The organism is Brevibacillus sp. SYP-B805, assembly GCF_011059135.1.
In the GTDB taxonomy this organism is placed as follows: domain Bacteria; phylum Bacillota; class Bacilli; order Brevibacillales; family Brevibacillaceae; genus Brevibacillus_F.
The window spans coordinates 36,728-51,030 of the sequence record NZ_JAALGD010000016.1 but is presented as its reverse complement, the minus strand read 5'-3'; the positions used below and the strand labels follow the sequence as shown (position 1 = coordinate 51,030).

Sequence of the window (14,303 nt, the reverse complement as noted above, 5' to 3'; positions counted from 1 at the left end):
CTCAACATCTGGGCGTCTCAGCGAAGTGAGACTCACGCCCCCTGGGATCCCGCGTCTTTGTTTATCCGCTGAGTCGGTCGTCAAAGGAGCTCGCTTGACCCGATTCCTCCATGCCTCCAACAGTAGTTTGTCTTCAGTCTGGAGGACGGGATTGCTCCCGTCTTCCGATGGCGTCGTCTATTCATCCGCCGCTGGCAGCGGCTTTACCCCCAACGCTTCCAGCCTGGCGTAAATATCTTTCAATTTCGGGTTACCTTCACCGACAATTTCCCCGGAAATTATGACAAGCGGATACCAGAGATCTTCATTGACGATCCGGTCCGCCCAGTTTTTGTCTTCTGCTGTCTCCGGATGCTGAAAATCGCTGTATGTGACAATTACCGCATCATTTCCGTATTTGCGCGAAACGGCTGCCGTCAGCCATTCAGCCGTCTCTTTGGCAGAGGGAAGGTTTACGCAGCTGGCACAGAGCTGTTCCGTGCCGTATACTTTGATCTCGACAGCCATGGGCCTCCCCCTCCTTACGACAAGGCTTGTTCCAAATCCTCGATCAGATCCTCTACATCCTCAATCCCTACGGAGATGCGAATCAGCCCGTCGGTGATGCCAAGCTCCGCGCGCCGTTCCGGCGGGATCGAAGCATGTGTCATCCGTGCCGGCACGCTGATCAGGCTTTCCACCGCTCCCAGCGATTCCGCCAGCGTGAACCATTTCACCTTGGACAGCACTTCTTCCGCACGGCTGGCGCTGCCCACATCGAAGGAGATCATGCCGCCGAAGCCGCGCGCCTGTTTTTGGATCAGGGTGTGGCCCGGGTGGCTCTCCAGCCCCGGATAAATGACGCGCTGGATGTCGCCGCGCTCGGCAAGCCACTTGGCTAGCGCGCGTGCATTGGCCTCATGCTCTTCCATCCGGACGCCCAATGTTTTCATCCCGCGCAGCAGCAGCCACGAATCCTGCGGCCCGAGAACGCCGCCGATCGCATTTTGCAGGAAGTGAAGCTCTTCTCCCAGCATCGCATCCTTCGTTACCGCCAGACCGGCCACCACGTCGCTGTGGCCGCCGAGATACTTGGTGGCGCTGTGGAAGACGATGTCGGCCCCCAGGTCCAGCGGATTCTGCCAGTATGGCGTCATAAAGGTATTGTCGACAATCAGCAGAATGCCTTTCGATTTGGCAATTCCTGCCAGTGACGCAATATCGCTTACCTTCAGCAGCGGATTGGTAGGCGTTTCCATCAGGATCGCCTTCGTCTCGGGCCGGATCGCCGCTTCAACGGCAGCCAGATTGCTGGTGTCGACATACGTCGCCTCCAGGCCAAGACGGGTGAAGACGCGCGTCACGACCCGATAGGTACCGCCGTATACATCGTCCCCGACAACGAGGTGGTCTCCCTTGTTAAACAGCGACAGGATGGTGGAGAGGGCGGCCATCCCCGAACCGAATGCAAGGCCGCGCGCTCCTCCCTCCAGCTCGGCGATGTATGTCTCCAGCGCATGGCGGGTCGGATTGCCGGTTCGTGAGTATTCAAAGCCTTTGTGCTTGCCGATGGCTTCCTGCTTGTAGGTGCTCACCTGATAAATCGGCACCGAAACGGCGCCGGTATGCGGGTCGCCGTCGATGCCGCCGTGAATCAATCGTGTTTTCAACCGCATGGGTCAAATTCCCCCTTGGTAGATTTTCTTGCTCAAATAGCGTTCGCTGCCATCCGGGAAAATCGTGACGATATGGGTTCCGGGCTTCGCCTCCTTGGCTTCCCGAAGCGATGCCGCCATCGCCGCCCCGGACGAACTGCCCACCAGCAGGCCTTCCTTGGCCGCCAGCTGTTTGACCAGCTCAAAAGCCTCTACATCCTCAATCGTGTGAATGGCATCAAAGTAGCTGGTGTCCATAAACGGGGGAAGAAATTCCATGCCGATCCCTTCCGTCTTGTGCGGCCCCGGCTGGCCGCCGTTCAGGATGGAGCCCTCGGGTTCCACAATGACGGTCTTGACAGCGGGATTCTTCTCCTTCAGGTAACGGGCAACGCCCATAAATGTCCCGCCGGAACCGGCTCCCGCCACGAACACATCCACCCGGCCGTCCATCTGTTCCCAGATTTCCGGTCCGGTGGTTTTGTAATGGGCTTCCGGATTGGCCGGATTGGCGAACTGCTGCGGCACGAATGAACCCGGAATGGATGCGGCCAGCTCCTGCGCCTTGGCGATGGCTCCCCGGATCCCTTCTTCGGTCGGGGTGTTGACCACCTCCGCCCCCAGCGCCCGCATCAGCTCCTGCTTTTCCTCGGAAAACTTGGCCGGTACGCAGAAGATCACCCTGTAACCGCTTCCTACCGCTGCCAGTGCGATTCCGATGCCGGTATTGCCGGCAGTCGGCTCGATGATGGTGCCGCCCGGCTTCAGCTGGCCGCTGGCTTCCGCTGCGCGGATCAGTTCCACGCCGAGGCGGTCCTTCACGCTTCCTCCCGGATTGTAGAATTCCAGCTTGGCAAAAAGACGCACCCCTTCAGGCAGGGCAAATTGCGTAATTTCGACAATCGGCGTGTTGCCGATCAATTCCTTGACGTTGTGGTATACCTTCACGCAAGTATCCCTCATTTCGTTTTTCTACCTGCTCCATTATAGCATGACCAGGGAGAAGGGTCATGACCCGAAGTGTCGAAACGCGAAGAGGGAGAACTTCGAATGTTCTGGCAGCGTGCACCTTTCCAGCATGATGGTCATGGATTTCTCTCGGCCGGAGGATTATAATAAAGGGGAGGATGGAAAGGAGTGAACAAGCCATGGAATTGTTTGATCAAGTACAGGAAGTTTTAGATAAACTTCGTCCATATCTGCAGCGCGACGGCGGCGACGTGCAGCTGGTCGACGTGGAGGATGGCATTGTCAAACTGCGCCTGATGGGAGCATGCGGCAGCTGCCCGTCCTCGACGATCACCCTGAAGGCAGGGATTGAGCGCGCCCTGTTTGAAGAAGTTCCGGGCATCAAAGAAGTTCAGCAGGTATTCTAAGCCTCACAGACAGCAAGCCCCCTACAGCGGTAGGGGGTTTTTTGCCGTCTGCCGCAAAAAGGCGAGCACCCTTTCCGCATACTCTTCCGGCCGCTGTGCATAGCTGCGGACATGCCCGGCCCCGGGCACCAGCCACAGCGCGGTATCGGGATGAAGGGCGTGCTGTACCAGGCGCTGGCTGTTCTCGCAGGGAACGGTCTGATCCCCCGTCCCGTGGATCAGCAGAATCGGACGCTGCCCGATCTGCTCCACGGCCCGGCAGGGGGAGACTTCCCGCGGATCGGCCCGCAGCACCAGCGGAACGAGCGTCATGATCAGGGCATTGAACGGAAAACGGGGCAGGCCGGTCCAGACGGGCAAATTTTCCTGCAAATATTCGTCCAGGGAATAAAACGGCGAATCGGCCACCACGGCCTGCACGCGTTCATCCTGGGCAGCCGCGAGCAGGGAGGTGACTGCCCCCATCGAGAAGCCGATCAGGCCGATTCTCTGCCCCGGGCGGCGGCTGGCGGCATAATCGATGGCTCCCAGCAGGTCCCGCTGTTCCAGATACCCGACCGTGGTGAACCTTCCTCCGGACATGCCCGCATTGCGGAAATCAAACATCAGCACATCGTAGCCTTCCCGCAGCAGGCGGGCGGCCAGGGAGAGTGCCGGCAGATGCGGTTCGAGACGGTTCTGGCCGTAGCCGTGGGCAAAGATCAGGGTCATGCCGTTCTCCCGGCAGCCATTGGCGGCAGCTGACAGATACCACCCGCTCAGCGTGACCCTCGTCTCCCTGCTGGGAAAGGTGACCTCTTCATACCGGGCGATGCCGAATTCCTCCGGCTTCATGCCCACTTTCTTGCGCGGCGGATGAAGCAGTTTCCAGCCCACATAAAGGGAGAACCCGCATACGCCAAGGAATCCGACGATGACGATGGCGACGATGACGGCAAGGGCACTCCACCACCCGTTCATACCGGTGTAATCGGCTCCTTTCCGGACAGGACGGCGATGAGATTCTCCGCCGCGAGCCGCGCCATCCGGTCCCGGGTCTCATACGTGGCGCTGCCGATATGCGGGAGGGCCACCACGTTGGGAAGCGACAGCAGCGGATGATCGACGGGAACGGGCTCCTGCGCAAACACGTCCAGTCCCGCCGCCCAGATCCGCTTCTCCTTCAGCGCCCGATACAGCGCCTCTTCATCAACGGTGCCGCCGCGGGACACGTTGAGGAACACCGCGGTTGGCTTCATCAGGGAGAGTTCCCGCTCCCCGATCAATCCGCGGGTCTCGGGGGTTAAGGGCGTCAGCAGCAGGACATAATCGGATGTCCGCAACAACTCGTCCAACTCGCAGAAACGTACACCCAGCGTCTGCTCCGCGATGGGGCGGGGACGCCGGTTGTGATACAGCACGTTCATGTCAAAGCCTTTTGCCCGCCTGGCAACCGCCTCCCCGATGCGTCCCATGCCGATGATGCCGAGCGTGGCCCCGTAGACGCTCTGGCCGGCCATCAGATAGGGACTCCATGTCTGCCAGCCGCCGCTGTGCAGAAAGCGGTTGGCTTCGATCAGACGGCGGCCGGTTGCCATCAGCAGGGCAAACGCCAGATCGGCCGTCGCCTCCGTCAGCACGTCCGGCGTATTGGTGACGATGACGCCCTTCTGCTTCGCCGCCCGCACATCGATATTGTCATAGCCGACCGCCATATTGGCCACGATGCGCAGCCGCTTCGCCCGGTTCAGCAATTCCTCGTCGATGGTATCGGTCAGCAGGACGAAGAGGCCGTCCGCCTGCTCCGCTTTTTGCAGCAGCACCTCCCGGGGTACCGGCCGATCCTCCGGCCATACCTCCACCTCCGCCACCTCTTCCAGGGCGGCTACAATCTCAACCGCTACTTGCCTCGTCATGTACACGAACGGTTTTGTCATCGAAAGACCTCCACAACCAATGGATTTCGGGAATGTGTACGCCGTATCTGGTTGCTATCAATCGGGGATAGTCGCGGAGCGCCCGCTCCATCTCCTGCAGCTCGCCGTCAAGCATGTCGCGCCAATCCGCAAAATCCACCCCTTCCAGTTCTTCCGCCGGAACATTGCGATACCCTTCCACCATTTTCAGAAAACGCCCCGGATACAGCAGCAGCGCGTAAATGCAGGCGTATTCTTCCTTCAGGAGCGGGGAGATGCTGTTGTAGCCGTCCAGAAACCGCTCCACCCGGTCCCGGTTCCAGCCATCCCGCCGGATCTCCGCCTTGATCCACTGGCCGATGTCACGGGCGCGCATGTCAATCACCCAGCTCCATTCCCCGGCCAGATACCGGCTGCCATCATCGGCGACCAGCAGATAGCCGTCGTCAAAATTTTGATAGGCCACTTTCCCCAGGCCGGCCGTCTCCTTGATCACCTTGCTGTATCCCGCATCCTTCAGATACTGCACGGCGGTGTCCCCGATATGGTGGATGTACGTATACGTGGTAAGCAAATATTCGTCGAAGGGGGTAATAATCCCTCTCTCCTGCTCCAGTTCATCCCGGTAGGCAGCATACTGGCGCAGCTTTTTCAACCACATACCCGGCCATCCGGCGAGGGAGCGGTACGGCAGAAAGAGCTTCTCCCCCGTAAACGAGCCGGTCGACCGATGAAACCTGGCCAACGCCTCGCCCAGCGCAAAGGCAGGTTCCGGAAGCGATGCTTCCCGCACGCCCTCCTGCAGAAAATAAAGCTCATTCTCCTGGGTGACATACGACTGTCCCTTTACGGTTTTCACCAGCGGCAGCACGCCGCAGTCGCCATGCTTCAGCAGGTGTCGCTGCACCATCTCCACGAATTTTCGCTTGAACCGATAGACGGCCGGGCAGCTATACAAGTAATAAAGCCCCCGATCGGTAAACACTTCCGTGCGGCTTCCCGCTTCCCGGACGCCGAGCACCGTCAAGCCGTAATGGTCCCCGATCAGCTTCCTGATCTCTTCCACGCTTCATGCCTCCTCCCATACATCTCCCTGCGTTATTTTATGTAAGGTGGGCGGGATAGGTGCCTAGGGCGCGGCACATACTACAAAAATCCCGCCCGACGGCGGCAAGCTTTCGGGTCGGGCGGGTCCGCATGCAGGGGAAACGCGCGCTGGGAGGAAGAGTATGCAGCCACGTTCGCAAGAGATGCATCAAACCGTCATCCGCCTGCTGGAAAAACGCGGCGTGCCTGTAGAGGAGATCGCCCGCATCGTGATGTTTTTGCAGCAGGATTATATTCCCGCCTTAACCCTGGAGGCCTGCCTGGAAAGCGTGCATGCCGTCCTGTGCAAGCGGGAGGTGCAGAACGCCCTCCTGACCGGGATACAGCTGGATATGCTGGCGGAGGAAGGACGGCTGATCGCCCCGCTGCAGGAGTTGATCGCTTCGGATGAGTCTTTGTACGGCATCGACGAGGTCCTCTCCCTGGCGATCGTCAATCTGTACGGAAGCATCGGCTTTACCAATTACGGCTACGTCGACAAGCTGAAGCACGGCATTCTGGCCTGGCTCAACGACAAGCGCAACGGCGTCCACACGTTCCTGGACGATCTGGTGGGCGCAATCGCGGCCGCCGCTTCCAGCCGGCTGGCCCATCGGGCGCGGCAGGCCGAAGAAGAGAAGGAACCATGCGGGAAGCATACAACCGGAGCGTGAAGTGACGGCGGTTGGCTATCGGTTCCCGCCCGCAAGCTTTTCGTACCAGGCCATCAGATGGTCGGCCACATACGTCGGCTGCCACGGGGAGACGGCCGCATCGGCGGCGCTGGAATAACCGGTCAGGACGAGCAGGCTGTCCATGCCGCTGTTGACACCGGCCGCAATGTCGGTCATCAGATTGTCGCCGACGATCAGCGTCTCTTCCTTCGGGGTACCCAGACGCTTCAGCGCATAATTGACAATGATGCTCTCCGGTTTGCCGATCACGATCGGCTGCGTGCCGCCCGCCGCCGCCACGGCCGCCACCAGGGCCCCGTTGCCGGGCATCAACCCGTTTTCCGTGGGGAGGGCGGGATCGCGATTGGTGGCGATCAGCGTGGCTCCGCTGCGGATGGCACGTGCCGCTGCGGCCAGTTTCGCGTAGCTGAACGACCGGTCGATCCCCACCACCACATAGTCTGCCTCCTGATCGGTGAGGGTGCACCCGGCCTGTGCCAGTGCCATGTGGAGCCCTTCTTCTCCAATCACATGGACGCGGGTCCCCTGCGGATGTTTTTCCGCCAGATAGGCCGCCGTCGCCATGCTGGAGGTATACACTTCCTCGGGAGACGCTTCAATCCCCATGGCCTGAAGCTTCTTCGCCACCGCCTCGGGCGGGGCGGACGAGTTATTGGTCAGGTACAGGTAGGGAATCCCCTCCTCCCGCAAGGCGCGGATAAAATGTACCGCCTCCGGAATCACCTCGTTCCCCCGGTAAACGGTCCCGTCCAGATCCAACAAATATCCCTTGTATGCTTTCACGCTGTTTCACCCCTGTAAAAACGAAAAGAATCCACTCGCTCGGGAGTGGATGTTATCCGCCATTTGCCGCTTTTTTGATCTGAAACACGCACTTGTCGCCGCCTCTCGCCATGCAGGAGGTTTGCTCCACATCCGCTTCCAGCACCCGGCGGAACAAGGAGAGCTCGCAGTTGCAGGCTTGCTTGAACTCGCGCGCGATCTGCGCGATCGGACAGTTGAATTCCTTGATATAGTAGCTGCCGGTGGCTTCGTCTTTTTCCCATTCCACCATGTAGCCTTTCTCGTTCTGCAATCTCGCCAGGGTCGCCACCCGCTCTTCCAATTTCCCCGTTACCAGCGGACGGTATGCTTCTTCCAGGCGGTTCTCCCGGCGGCGGAACAGCAGTTCCACCTTTTCCGGCCCGTCCAGTTCATGCAGATCACGCAGGAAATCAAGGGTAAAATGCGAATAATTGCGCGGGAACAGTTCGTCGGCTTCTTCGGAAAGCGAATACACGTTGGTCGGACGCCCCATGGCCTGCCGAACCAAGGTGGACGTGATCAGATTGTCCCGCTCCAGGGTATTCAGATGGCGGCGCACGGCCATTTCGGTAATGCCCAGCTCCAGCGCCATGTCGCTGACGGAAAGGGAGCCTTTCGTCTTCAGCATGTGCAGGATCTGGTCACGCGTGGAAGTATGCTCATTCGACACGATTATCACCGCCCTTCATACTGTTATTGTAACGAAAAACACAGCTTTAGTAAACTAAAGAAAAAGTTTTGTATCAAAAATCAACGCGGCCGGTTAAAACAGCTCCTGCTGAATATAGGTGCGAACGGCAGGGGCGAACGTTTCGAGCCACTCCACCGATTCCCGAACCAGCCGGATCATGTCGGCAACCGGCACGCTGGTATATTCATTGACGAGCGATTTCCGGAAAGCGACAACCGCCCCCAACCGCTCCGCCTGACGGTCATCGATCACCTTCTCGTCCCGCAAAATCTCCACAATATCCGCATAGCTGCCCGGGTCGCGCATGATGAATCCGTCGATCAGCGCGTTGCCGACATCGGCGATCCCCTCGATGCAGAGGTGGAGCGCCCGTTCCATCGCGGCGACCGCGATTGCGTCCGCGGCAATCTCGCCGTCGCTTCGCGCACTCACTGCGCGCAGCACCTGCAGCATGCGGTCCATATGAGCCAGAACTTCTTCGATTCTGCCAGTATTCACATCATACATCGCTGATCCCTGCCTATTGATCATTCTCTTTTCTGCGTTTTTTGGATGCCCGTTTTGCATAAAGGATGGTCCCGACAAAGGTTAGCACGAGCATCAAGATCACGAGTTCGCTTTCCGCGAGATACGAATTGTGTTCCATTGACGTCACTCCTTACCCACCAGTATACCAGAATTGGCCTTGCTGTCACGAATCACGAATGAACGGGAAACGCCGCGTGAAACGATTCCCGTTCCCTGTCGTCATTATGGATATACCTGACAGAAACAAAGAGGGGGGTTTTCTTGTGTATGGCCGAATGAAGAAAAGGTGGATCGCGCTGATCTTGCTGGGGCTGCTGCTCCTGGTCAGCGGATGCGGCGCCTCCCGGGAAGAGGAACAGTCGGCCGGTGCATCCCGGTCGATGGCAGTGGTAACAGAAAGCAAAGACGTAAGCCAGGAACAGGAAGCGCCGGCACCCGCTGCTGCCAACGCCGCCGGGGAGCAGCCCGCTGGGTTCGTCCCGAATGTTGCCGCGCAAAACCGGAAAATGATCTATCGGGCGGACGTCACCATGGAGGTGGAAAGCCTCGCCCAAACCCGCAAGCAGCTGGATCAGCTCCTCGTCAAGTACCAGGGGTATGTCCTCTCCTCCTCCGAGCAGGAAGGGGACGGGACCAGGCAAGGCTATCTGGAACTGCGCATTCCGCAGGGTGGGTTCCAGGCGTTCATGAATGAGCTGGACCGGCTGGCCGTCCGCATTCCCGTGCGCTCGGTGCGCGGAGAAGATGTGACGGAGGAGTATGTGGACCTCTCCTCCCGCCTGAAAGCCCAGCAGGCCGTGGAAGCCCGTCTTCTGCAGTTCATGGGCCAGGCACAGAAAACGGAAGACCTGCTCAAAATCTCGGCCGATCTGGCCAAAGTGCAGGAAGAGATTGAACGGATCAAAGGCCGGATGCGCTACCTGGATGAGAACGTACGCTATTCGACGCTATCGCTGACGCTCCTGGAGAAAAAGGCGACCGCTCGTTTGGGCGAAGTGGCGGACGAAAGCACCTGGAAGCAGGCCTGGCTTTCCATGAACCGCTCCGCCTTGGCGGTGCTGCATTTCCTGAACGGCACCATCATCGTGCTTGCCGGAGCGCTGCCGATCCTGCTGCTGCTCGCCATCGTGGCGATTCCGATTTTTCTTTACCTGCGGAAACGGCACAAACCGCGCCCGCCTGCCGAACCGCCCACGCTTTCGTAAGCCCCATAAAGCGCCAAAACCCAACCGGCAGAACCGGTTGGGTTTTTCATCAAATACCGAACGCAAAACCGTCCTTCTGCTTGGCCACCCAGTTGTCTTTAATCTCCGGAAAGGGCTCAAGCGGCAGGGAGAAAAAGAACCCTTGGGCACAATCCACCTTTTTGGAAAGCAGCACCTTGGCTTCCTCCTCCGTCTCGATCCCTTCCGCCACCACATGGGAACCGATCTTTCTGGCTACCATCATGATGGCATCCAGCACGGCATCCTTCACTTCATGCCGGTCGATGTCGTGGATGATGGAGCGATCGATCTTGATGACATCCGGCAGGAGTTCGGAAATCACGTGCAGGCTGGCGTATCCTGCTCCCGTGTCATCCACCGCCAGCTTGAAGCCCGCCTTTCGGAGAATCCCCAGCGAGCGGGAAAATGCAGCAAGGTCATCGATCGGATGGCGCTCCGTGATTTCAAACACGATCTGCTGCGGATCGATTTCAGGAAACTGCGTCAGCAGCTTGGTCAGGCTCTGAAAGAAGTAGGGATTTTTGAGACTGGGTACGGTTACATTGAGAAAAACCGGACGCGTTGTGTTTTGCTGGCGGATCACCATAAACGCTTTTTTGACCACCAGCAGTTCCAAATGAACCAGCAAGTCCGTCTGGTAGGCATAGTGAAACAATTGATCCGGCATGGCGAAAGGGGTATTCTCAGGCCCTCTCGTCAGCACCTCCCATCCGGTGATGTGGCCGGTATCAAGAGAGACGATGGGCTGTGCCAGCACGCGGATCTGCTCCTCCTCGAGCACCTGGCGAAGAGCCGCGCGAAGGTGGCCGATATTGGCGGGAAGGTGCCTTTTCGCAATGGAACGGGCATCCTGCAGAGCATGATGGACGGCTTCAAAGGCGTCCTCCCCCTGCCTGATCCATGAAAAGGCGGTATGAAACGCAATGGGGAAATCAAAGAAAGAAGACGTGCGGGCCGCAATCTCCGCTTCGAGCTTTTGCTGCACATGCGTCAGCCGTTCCGCCAGCCGGCTGTCGTCCTGACCGGCGTGGCGGAGAATCACCACATAATCGTCATCATAATACTTTTGCATCGCAAGCACATGCTCCGGAGCAAACCACTCCGGGACAACCAGCTGAAAAACACGTTCAATCGTGTCTTCGATTTGCTGCATGACATGGACGGGATAGAGAGCTTTCATCTCTGCATGCTGTTTCACATCGAACAGTAGCAGCATGCACCGGTTCCCGCTCCGAAGAGCCCTGTCCACCTGCTCGATCACGACATCCCGCATGATAAAATGTGGAGGAAACTGATGTAGGCAACGGGCAGGGTACATCAATTTCATCCACATTCTGAATCGTTCCCAACCCTTGTATGTCTTTTGGTACATGTTGGCCCTCCGCGTGCAGATGGCAGGATATGTATTCTAAGATTATAGTAGACGAAAAAATAGCGGCCAGCAAGAAGAATCATTGACTTTGCCCGGCGAAGGGATACAATGGGTTGAGGATAAGTGAACGACAGCGCGGAAAGGAGCAGACGGATGGACAGGGAGTTGGCACTGGAAGTGGTACGCGTCACGGAGGTAGCGGCACTTGCTTCCGCCCAGTGGCTGGGGCGCGGGAAAAAGAACGAAGCGGACGGCGCCGCAACCAGCGCGATGCGGGCGATGTTTGATACGATTGCGATGCGCGGAACCGTCGTGATCGGGGAAGGTGAACTGGATGAGGCGCCCATGCTTTATATCGGGGAAAAACTGGGCAACGGGGCGGCGGATGCCCCCGAGGTGGATGTGGCTGTCGATCCGCTGGAGGGAACGACGATCGTAGCCAAAGGGCACAGCAACGCATTGTCGGTACTGGCTATCGGCGATCGCGGCACGCTGCTGCACGCGCCGGACATGTACATGATGAAGATGGCCGTTGGAGCGCGCGCGGCCGGCCTCATCCATCTGGACGATCCGGTGGAGAAAATGATCGAGGTAGTCGCCCAGGCCCATCACAAACGGGTGCAGGACGTCACCGTCATCATCCAGGAGCGCGAGCGGCATCAGGCCCTGATCGAGGCGGTGCGGGAAACGGGCGCGCGGGTCAAGCTGTTCGGCGACGGGGATGTGGGCGCAGCCATCGCGGCCTGCATGCCTCAAACGGGGATCGACCTGTTTCTGGGCATCGGCGGAGCGCCCGAAGGCGTCATCAGCGCCGCAGCCATCAAGTGTTTGGGCGGCGATATGCAGGCGCGGCTGAAACCGCAGAACGAGGCCGAACGGGAGCGATGCCGGGCGATGGGGCTGCGCGACCCGGAGCAGCTGCTGACGCTGGAAGATCTGGTAAGCGGCGATGATGCCATCTTTGCCGCCACCGGCGTCTCTGACGGAGAACTGCTGCAGGGCGTGCGCTATCTGGGGGACAATCTCGCAGAGACCCATTCCATCGTAATGCGGGCCAAGACGAAAACCATCCGCTTCATTCGCACTTTGCACAATCTGGATTATAAACCCAATCTTGTCTGGGGGTGAGCCGACCGATGACGAACGAACTTTTTTACCTGTACGATGAAACGGAAGAGACCAGCACCCGCTTTGTCAGTTTCATGGGAAAAGCCAACCGCTTTGATCTTGCCATTACGACGACCAACCGCTTTTACGGGAAAAAGCTGGTGATCAATATCCAGAATGGCCGCAGCGCCATTATCGGGGAAGACGATCTGGACGAGGAAGGATACCTGGAATATGCTTTCCAGCTTTCCGCAGAAGACGCGGAAGACCTGCGATCGTTTTTGCATACGGTGGTGTAGGAAAACCCCGCCGACTTTAGCTAACGCTGGTGTCGGCGGGGGCCCCCAACCTTTCTCACTTCGCTTTATCGCTTTAAAGAGTCTAAACTTTCTGATATACGAGCAAAAGACCCGGGCAAACGAAAAGAAGCGTTGCCCGGGTCTTTTTTCATGATGCCCGTATCCGCTGCGGGGGGCGGGCATTGGTTGATCGCCCCAACGCTGTTCCTGCTTGCGGGCGTTCGCCCATTTCGGGCTGGACAATTCGCCTATTCTTGGCGGGCGCGTATACTGCTGGTGTAAAAATAATCTATGCCATGTGAGGAGTGCGAACGAGTATGCAACCGTATGACCATGATCAACAGGAAAAACGGAAGCCGGTTCCCGTCGGTTTTCCCCGGCGTAGACGCAAACAGGATTGCGACAGTTTCGAAGACTTTATCCCATTCCCGCCGCCCTTCCCCCCTACACCGTTCTTCTTTCCACAGCCCTTACCGTTTCCGTATCCGTATCCCATTCCCTATCAGCAGACACCCTTCTTTCAGCAGGCGCCTTTCTATCTGTCGACTCCCTTCTTTGCGCAGCAACCTTTCTTTGGGCAGCAACCTTTCTTTGGGCAGGCGCCCTTTTTTGGGCAGACTCCCTTCTTCGGATCCCCTTTCTCCCCGTGGGCGGACCCCTTTGGATTTCGTCCGGTTTATGGGCAGGCGATCGATGATGACGGATCCGACGAGGAACGTGATTAACGCGCAGCCATCGTGGTGCATCGAAAAACGCCTCATCCGCAACCAGGTGCGGATGAGGCGCTCTTTCTTATATAAAGGTTGGGGGCCCCCGCCGACATGTTCAGGGGTCCCCAAAAAGTACTCGGACTATGCTTCGAAGGTCAACGTCACTTTTTGGGGTTAAACAAAGCTCAAGTCGGCGGGGGTTCTTACGGGCGATTCTCATTGTTTGCCGAATTGGTGGATACTTTCTCCCGGTTGGGGCGGTATTGATTCATTCCCCGTCTCTCTTTGGACGGGCGCTCCCCTTTTCCCTTGTCGCGGCCGGGCTGCTCCTGCCGCGGCTTGCCAAGCCGTTCCGTGCGGTCGGAACGGGCTTGCCCCTGTTTCCCCTGCTGGCCTGCCGACTGCCGGTCTTCCCGATCCCCCCGCGGGCCTGACGGACGTCCCGGTCGTTCCCTTCTGTCGCCATTGCCGGACTGCCGCTCGTAACGTTCGGGACGTTCGTAGCGCGTGAACCGTTCCTGACGCTCCTGTGCGGATTCCTCCGCTTCCGTTGGGGATCCCGCCCCCTCCGGCAGTCGGGCCCCCTTGACCCGGTGCAGGACGAAGTACGGGCAGCCGAAGTTGCAGAATTCCTGCAGGTACTCGTCCAGATAGTCAATTCTTTGTTCAAACGGCACTTTGCGGTTCATGCTGTCGTAAAAGCCGCGCAGCCGCAGCTGCCCGTATCCCCAGTCGCCCACGACATAGTCATACTTATCCAATATATCGCTGTAGCGCTCCTTGAACGCTTCCTGATTCCAACCGCCCCGGTATTCCTCTACCAGTTCAAAGACCCCTGCCTGCGTGCGGATCAAGGCGCTTCCTCCCCTTCGTGGCCATA

The 14,303-nt window shown here is 58.5% G+C and carries 18 protein-coding genes; 6 read left to right on the top strand and 12 right to left on the bottom strand.

All coding sequences use genetic code 11. The features are described 5' to 3' along the window. Positions 1–177: 177 nt before the first annotated feature. The 3 genes from G3578_RS17500 to cysK are packed head-to-tail and all read right to left on the bottom strand — an operon-like array spanning position 178 to position 2,582. Positions 178–507, bottom strand: coding sequence for a YuzD family protein (locus G3578_RS17500; RefSeq protein ID WP_165214303.1), 330 nt, complete (start codon positions 505–507; stop codon positions 178–180). 14 nt (positions 508–521) lie between these two features. Beyond that, positions 522–1,655: a bifunctional cystathionine gamma-lyase/homocysteine desulfhydrase gene (locus G3578_RS17495; RefSeq protein WP_165214301.1), complete on the bottom strand. Its 1,134-nt coding sequence runs from the start codon at positions 1,653–1,655 to the stop codon at positions 522–524. Positions 1,656–1,658: 3 nt separating this feature from the next. After that, positions 1,659–2,582, bottom strand: a complete 924-nt coding sequence (gene cysK, locus G3578_RS17490) for a cysteine synthase A (RefSeq protein WP_165214299.1) — start codon at positions 2,580–2,582, stop codon at positions 1,659–1,661. A gap of 200 nt (positions 2,583–2,782) precedes the next feature. Here cysK and G3578_RS17485 point away from each other — a divergent pair, with 200 nt between their 5' ends. Beyond that, positions 2,783–3,010 (top strand): NifU family protein, encoded by a 228-nt coding sequence (locus G3578_RS17485; RefSeq protein WP_165214297.1) that lies wholly within the window; start codon positions 2,783–2,785, stop codon positions 3,008–3,010. A 21-nt stretch (positions 3,011–3,031) separates the two neighbouring features. Here G3578_RS17485 and G3578_RS17480 read toward each other — a convergent pair whose 3' ends face one another. The 3 genes from G3578_RS17480 to G3578_RS17470 are packed head-to-tail and all read right to left on the bottom strand — an operon-like array spanning position 3,032 to position 5,971. Further along, the gene (locus tag G3578_RS17480) at positions 3,032–3,970 is read right to left on the bottom strand and encodes an alpha/beta hydrolase (RefSeq protein WP_165214295.1); all 939 of its coding nucleotides are present in this window, start codon (positions 3,968–3,970) and stop codon (positions 3,032–3,034) included. Further along, entirely contained in the window at positions 3,967–4,926 is a 960-nt protein-coding gene (locus G3578_RS17475) for a 2-hydroxyacid dehydrogenase (protein WP_165214293.1), read from the bottom strand. Before G3578_RS17475 ends, G3578_RS17480 begins: the two co-directional genes overlap by 4 nt. Continuing rightward, entirely contained in the window at positions 4,883–5,971 is a 1,089-nt protein-coding gene (locus G3578_RS17470; RefSeq protein ID WP_165214291.1) for a hypothetical protein, read from the bottom strand. The genes G3578_RS17475 and G3578_RS17470 overlap by 44 nt, the downstream gene beginning before the upstream one ends. A gap of 163 nt (positions 5,972–6,134) precedes the next feature. Between G3578_RS17470 and G3578_RS17465 the strand changes: the two genes are divergently transcribed. Then, positions 6,135–6,665, top strand: coding sequence for a phosphatidylglycerophosphatase A family protein (locus tag G3578_RS17465; protein ID WP_165214289.1), 531 nt, complete (start codon positions 6,135–6,137; stop codon positions 6,663–6,665). Between the two features lie 15 nt (positions 6,666–6,680). Here G3578_RS17465 and G3578_RS17460 read toward each other — a convergent pair whose 3' ends face one another. The 4 genes from G3578_RS17460 to G3578_RS17445 form a co-directional block, all read right to left on the bottom strand. Then, on the bottom strand, positions 6,681–7,469 hold the full coding sequence (locus G3578_RS17460) for a TIGR01457 family HAD-type hydrolase (protein WP_165214287.1): 789 nt from the start codon (positions 7,467–7,469) through the stop codon (positions 6,681–6,683). 52 nt (positions 7,470–7,521) lie between these two features. Next, positions 7,522–8,160, bottom strand: coding sequence for an ArsR family transcriptional regulator (locus G3578_RS17455; RefSeq protein ID WP_165214285.1), 639 nt, complete (start codon positions 8,158–8,160; stop codon positions 7,522–7,524). A gap of 93 nt (positions 8,161–8,253) precedes the next feature. Continuing rightward, positions 8,254–8,688 (bottom strand): DUF86 domain-containing protein, encoded by a 435-nt coding sequence (locus G3578_RS17450; RefSeq protein WP_165214283.1) that lies wholly within the window; start codon positions 8,686–8,688, stop codon positions 8,254–8,256. 13 nt (positions 8,689–8,701) lie between these two features. Next, a complete protein-coding gene (locus tag G3578_RS17445; protein WP_165214281.1) occupies positions 8,702–8,827 on the bottom strand; it encodes an amino acid ABC transporter permease in 126 nt (41 codons plus the stop codon). Between the two features lie 145 nt (positions 8,828–8,972). Here G3578_RS17445 and G3578_RS17440 point away from each other — a divergent pair, with 145 nt between their 5' ends. After that, positions 8,973–9,914, top strand: coding sequence for a DUF4349 domain-containing protein (locus G3578_RS17440; RefSeq protein WP_165214279.1), 942 nt, complete (start codon positions 8,973–8,975; stop codon positions 9,912–9,914). 49 nt (positions 9,915–9,963) lie between these two features. On the opposite strand, the gene G3578_RS17435 is transcribed toward G3578_RS17440, so the two are convergent. Continuing rightward, the gene (locus G3578_RS17435; RefSeq protein WP_165214277.1) at positions 9,964–11,151 is read right to left on the bottom strand and encodes an EAL domain-containing protein; all 1,188 of its coding nucleotides are present in this window, start codon (positions 11,149–11,151) and stop codon (positions 9,964–9,966) included. A 309-nt stretch (positions 11,152–11,460) separates the two neighbouring features. Between G3578_RS17435 and glpX the strand changes: the two genes are divergently transcribed. The 3 genes from glpX (at position 11,461) to G3578_RS17420 (ending at position 13,438) form a co-directional block, all read left to right on the top strand. Next, a complete protein-coding gene (gene glpX, locus G3578_RS17430; RefSeq protein ID WP_165214275.1) occupies positions 11,461–12,435 on the top strand; it encodes a class II fructose-bisphosphatase in 975 nt (324 codons plus the stop codon). Between the two features lie 8 nt (positions 12,436–12,443). Next, the gene (locus G3578_RS17425) at positions 12,444–12,713 is read left to right on the top strand and encodes a DUF3055 domain-containing protein (protein ID WP_165214273.1); all 270 of its coding nucleotides are present in this window, start codon (positions 12,444–12,446) and stop codon (positions 12,711–12,713) included. Positions 12,714–13,030: 317 nt separating this feature from the next. Then, positions 13,031–13,438 (top strand): hypothetical protein, encoded by a 408-nt coding sequence (locus tag G3578_RS17420; protein ID WP_165214271.1) that lies wholly within the window; start codon positions 13,031–13,033, stop codon positions 13,436–13,438. A 188-nt stretch (positions 13,439–13,626) separates the two neighbouring features. On the opposite strand, the gene G3578_RS17415 is transcribed toward G3578_RS17420, so the two are convergent. Continuing rightward, positions 13,627–14,277 carry a YutD family protein gene (locus G3578_RS17415; protein ID WP_165214269.1) on the bottom strand — a complete coding sequence of 217 codons (651 nt, stop codon included), beginning with the start codon at positions 14,275–14,277 and terminating at the stop codon, positions 13,627–13,629. Between the last annotated feature and the right edge of the window lie 26 nt (positions 14,278–14,303).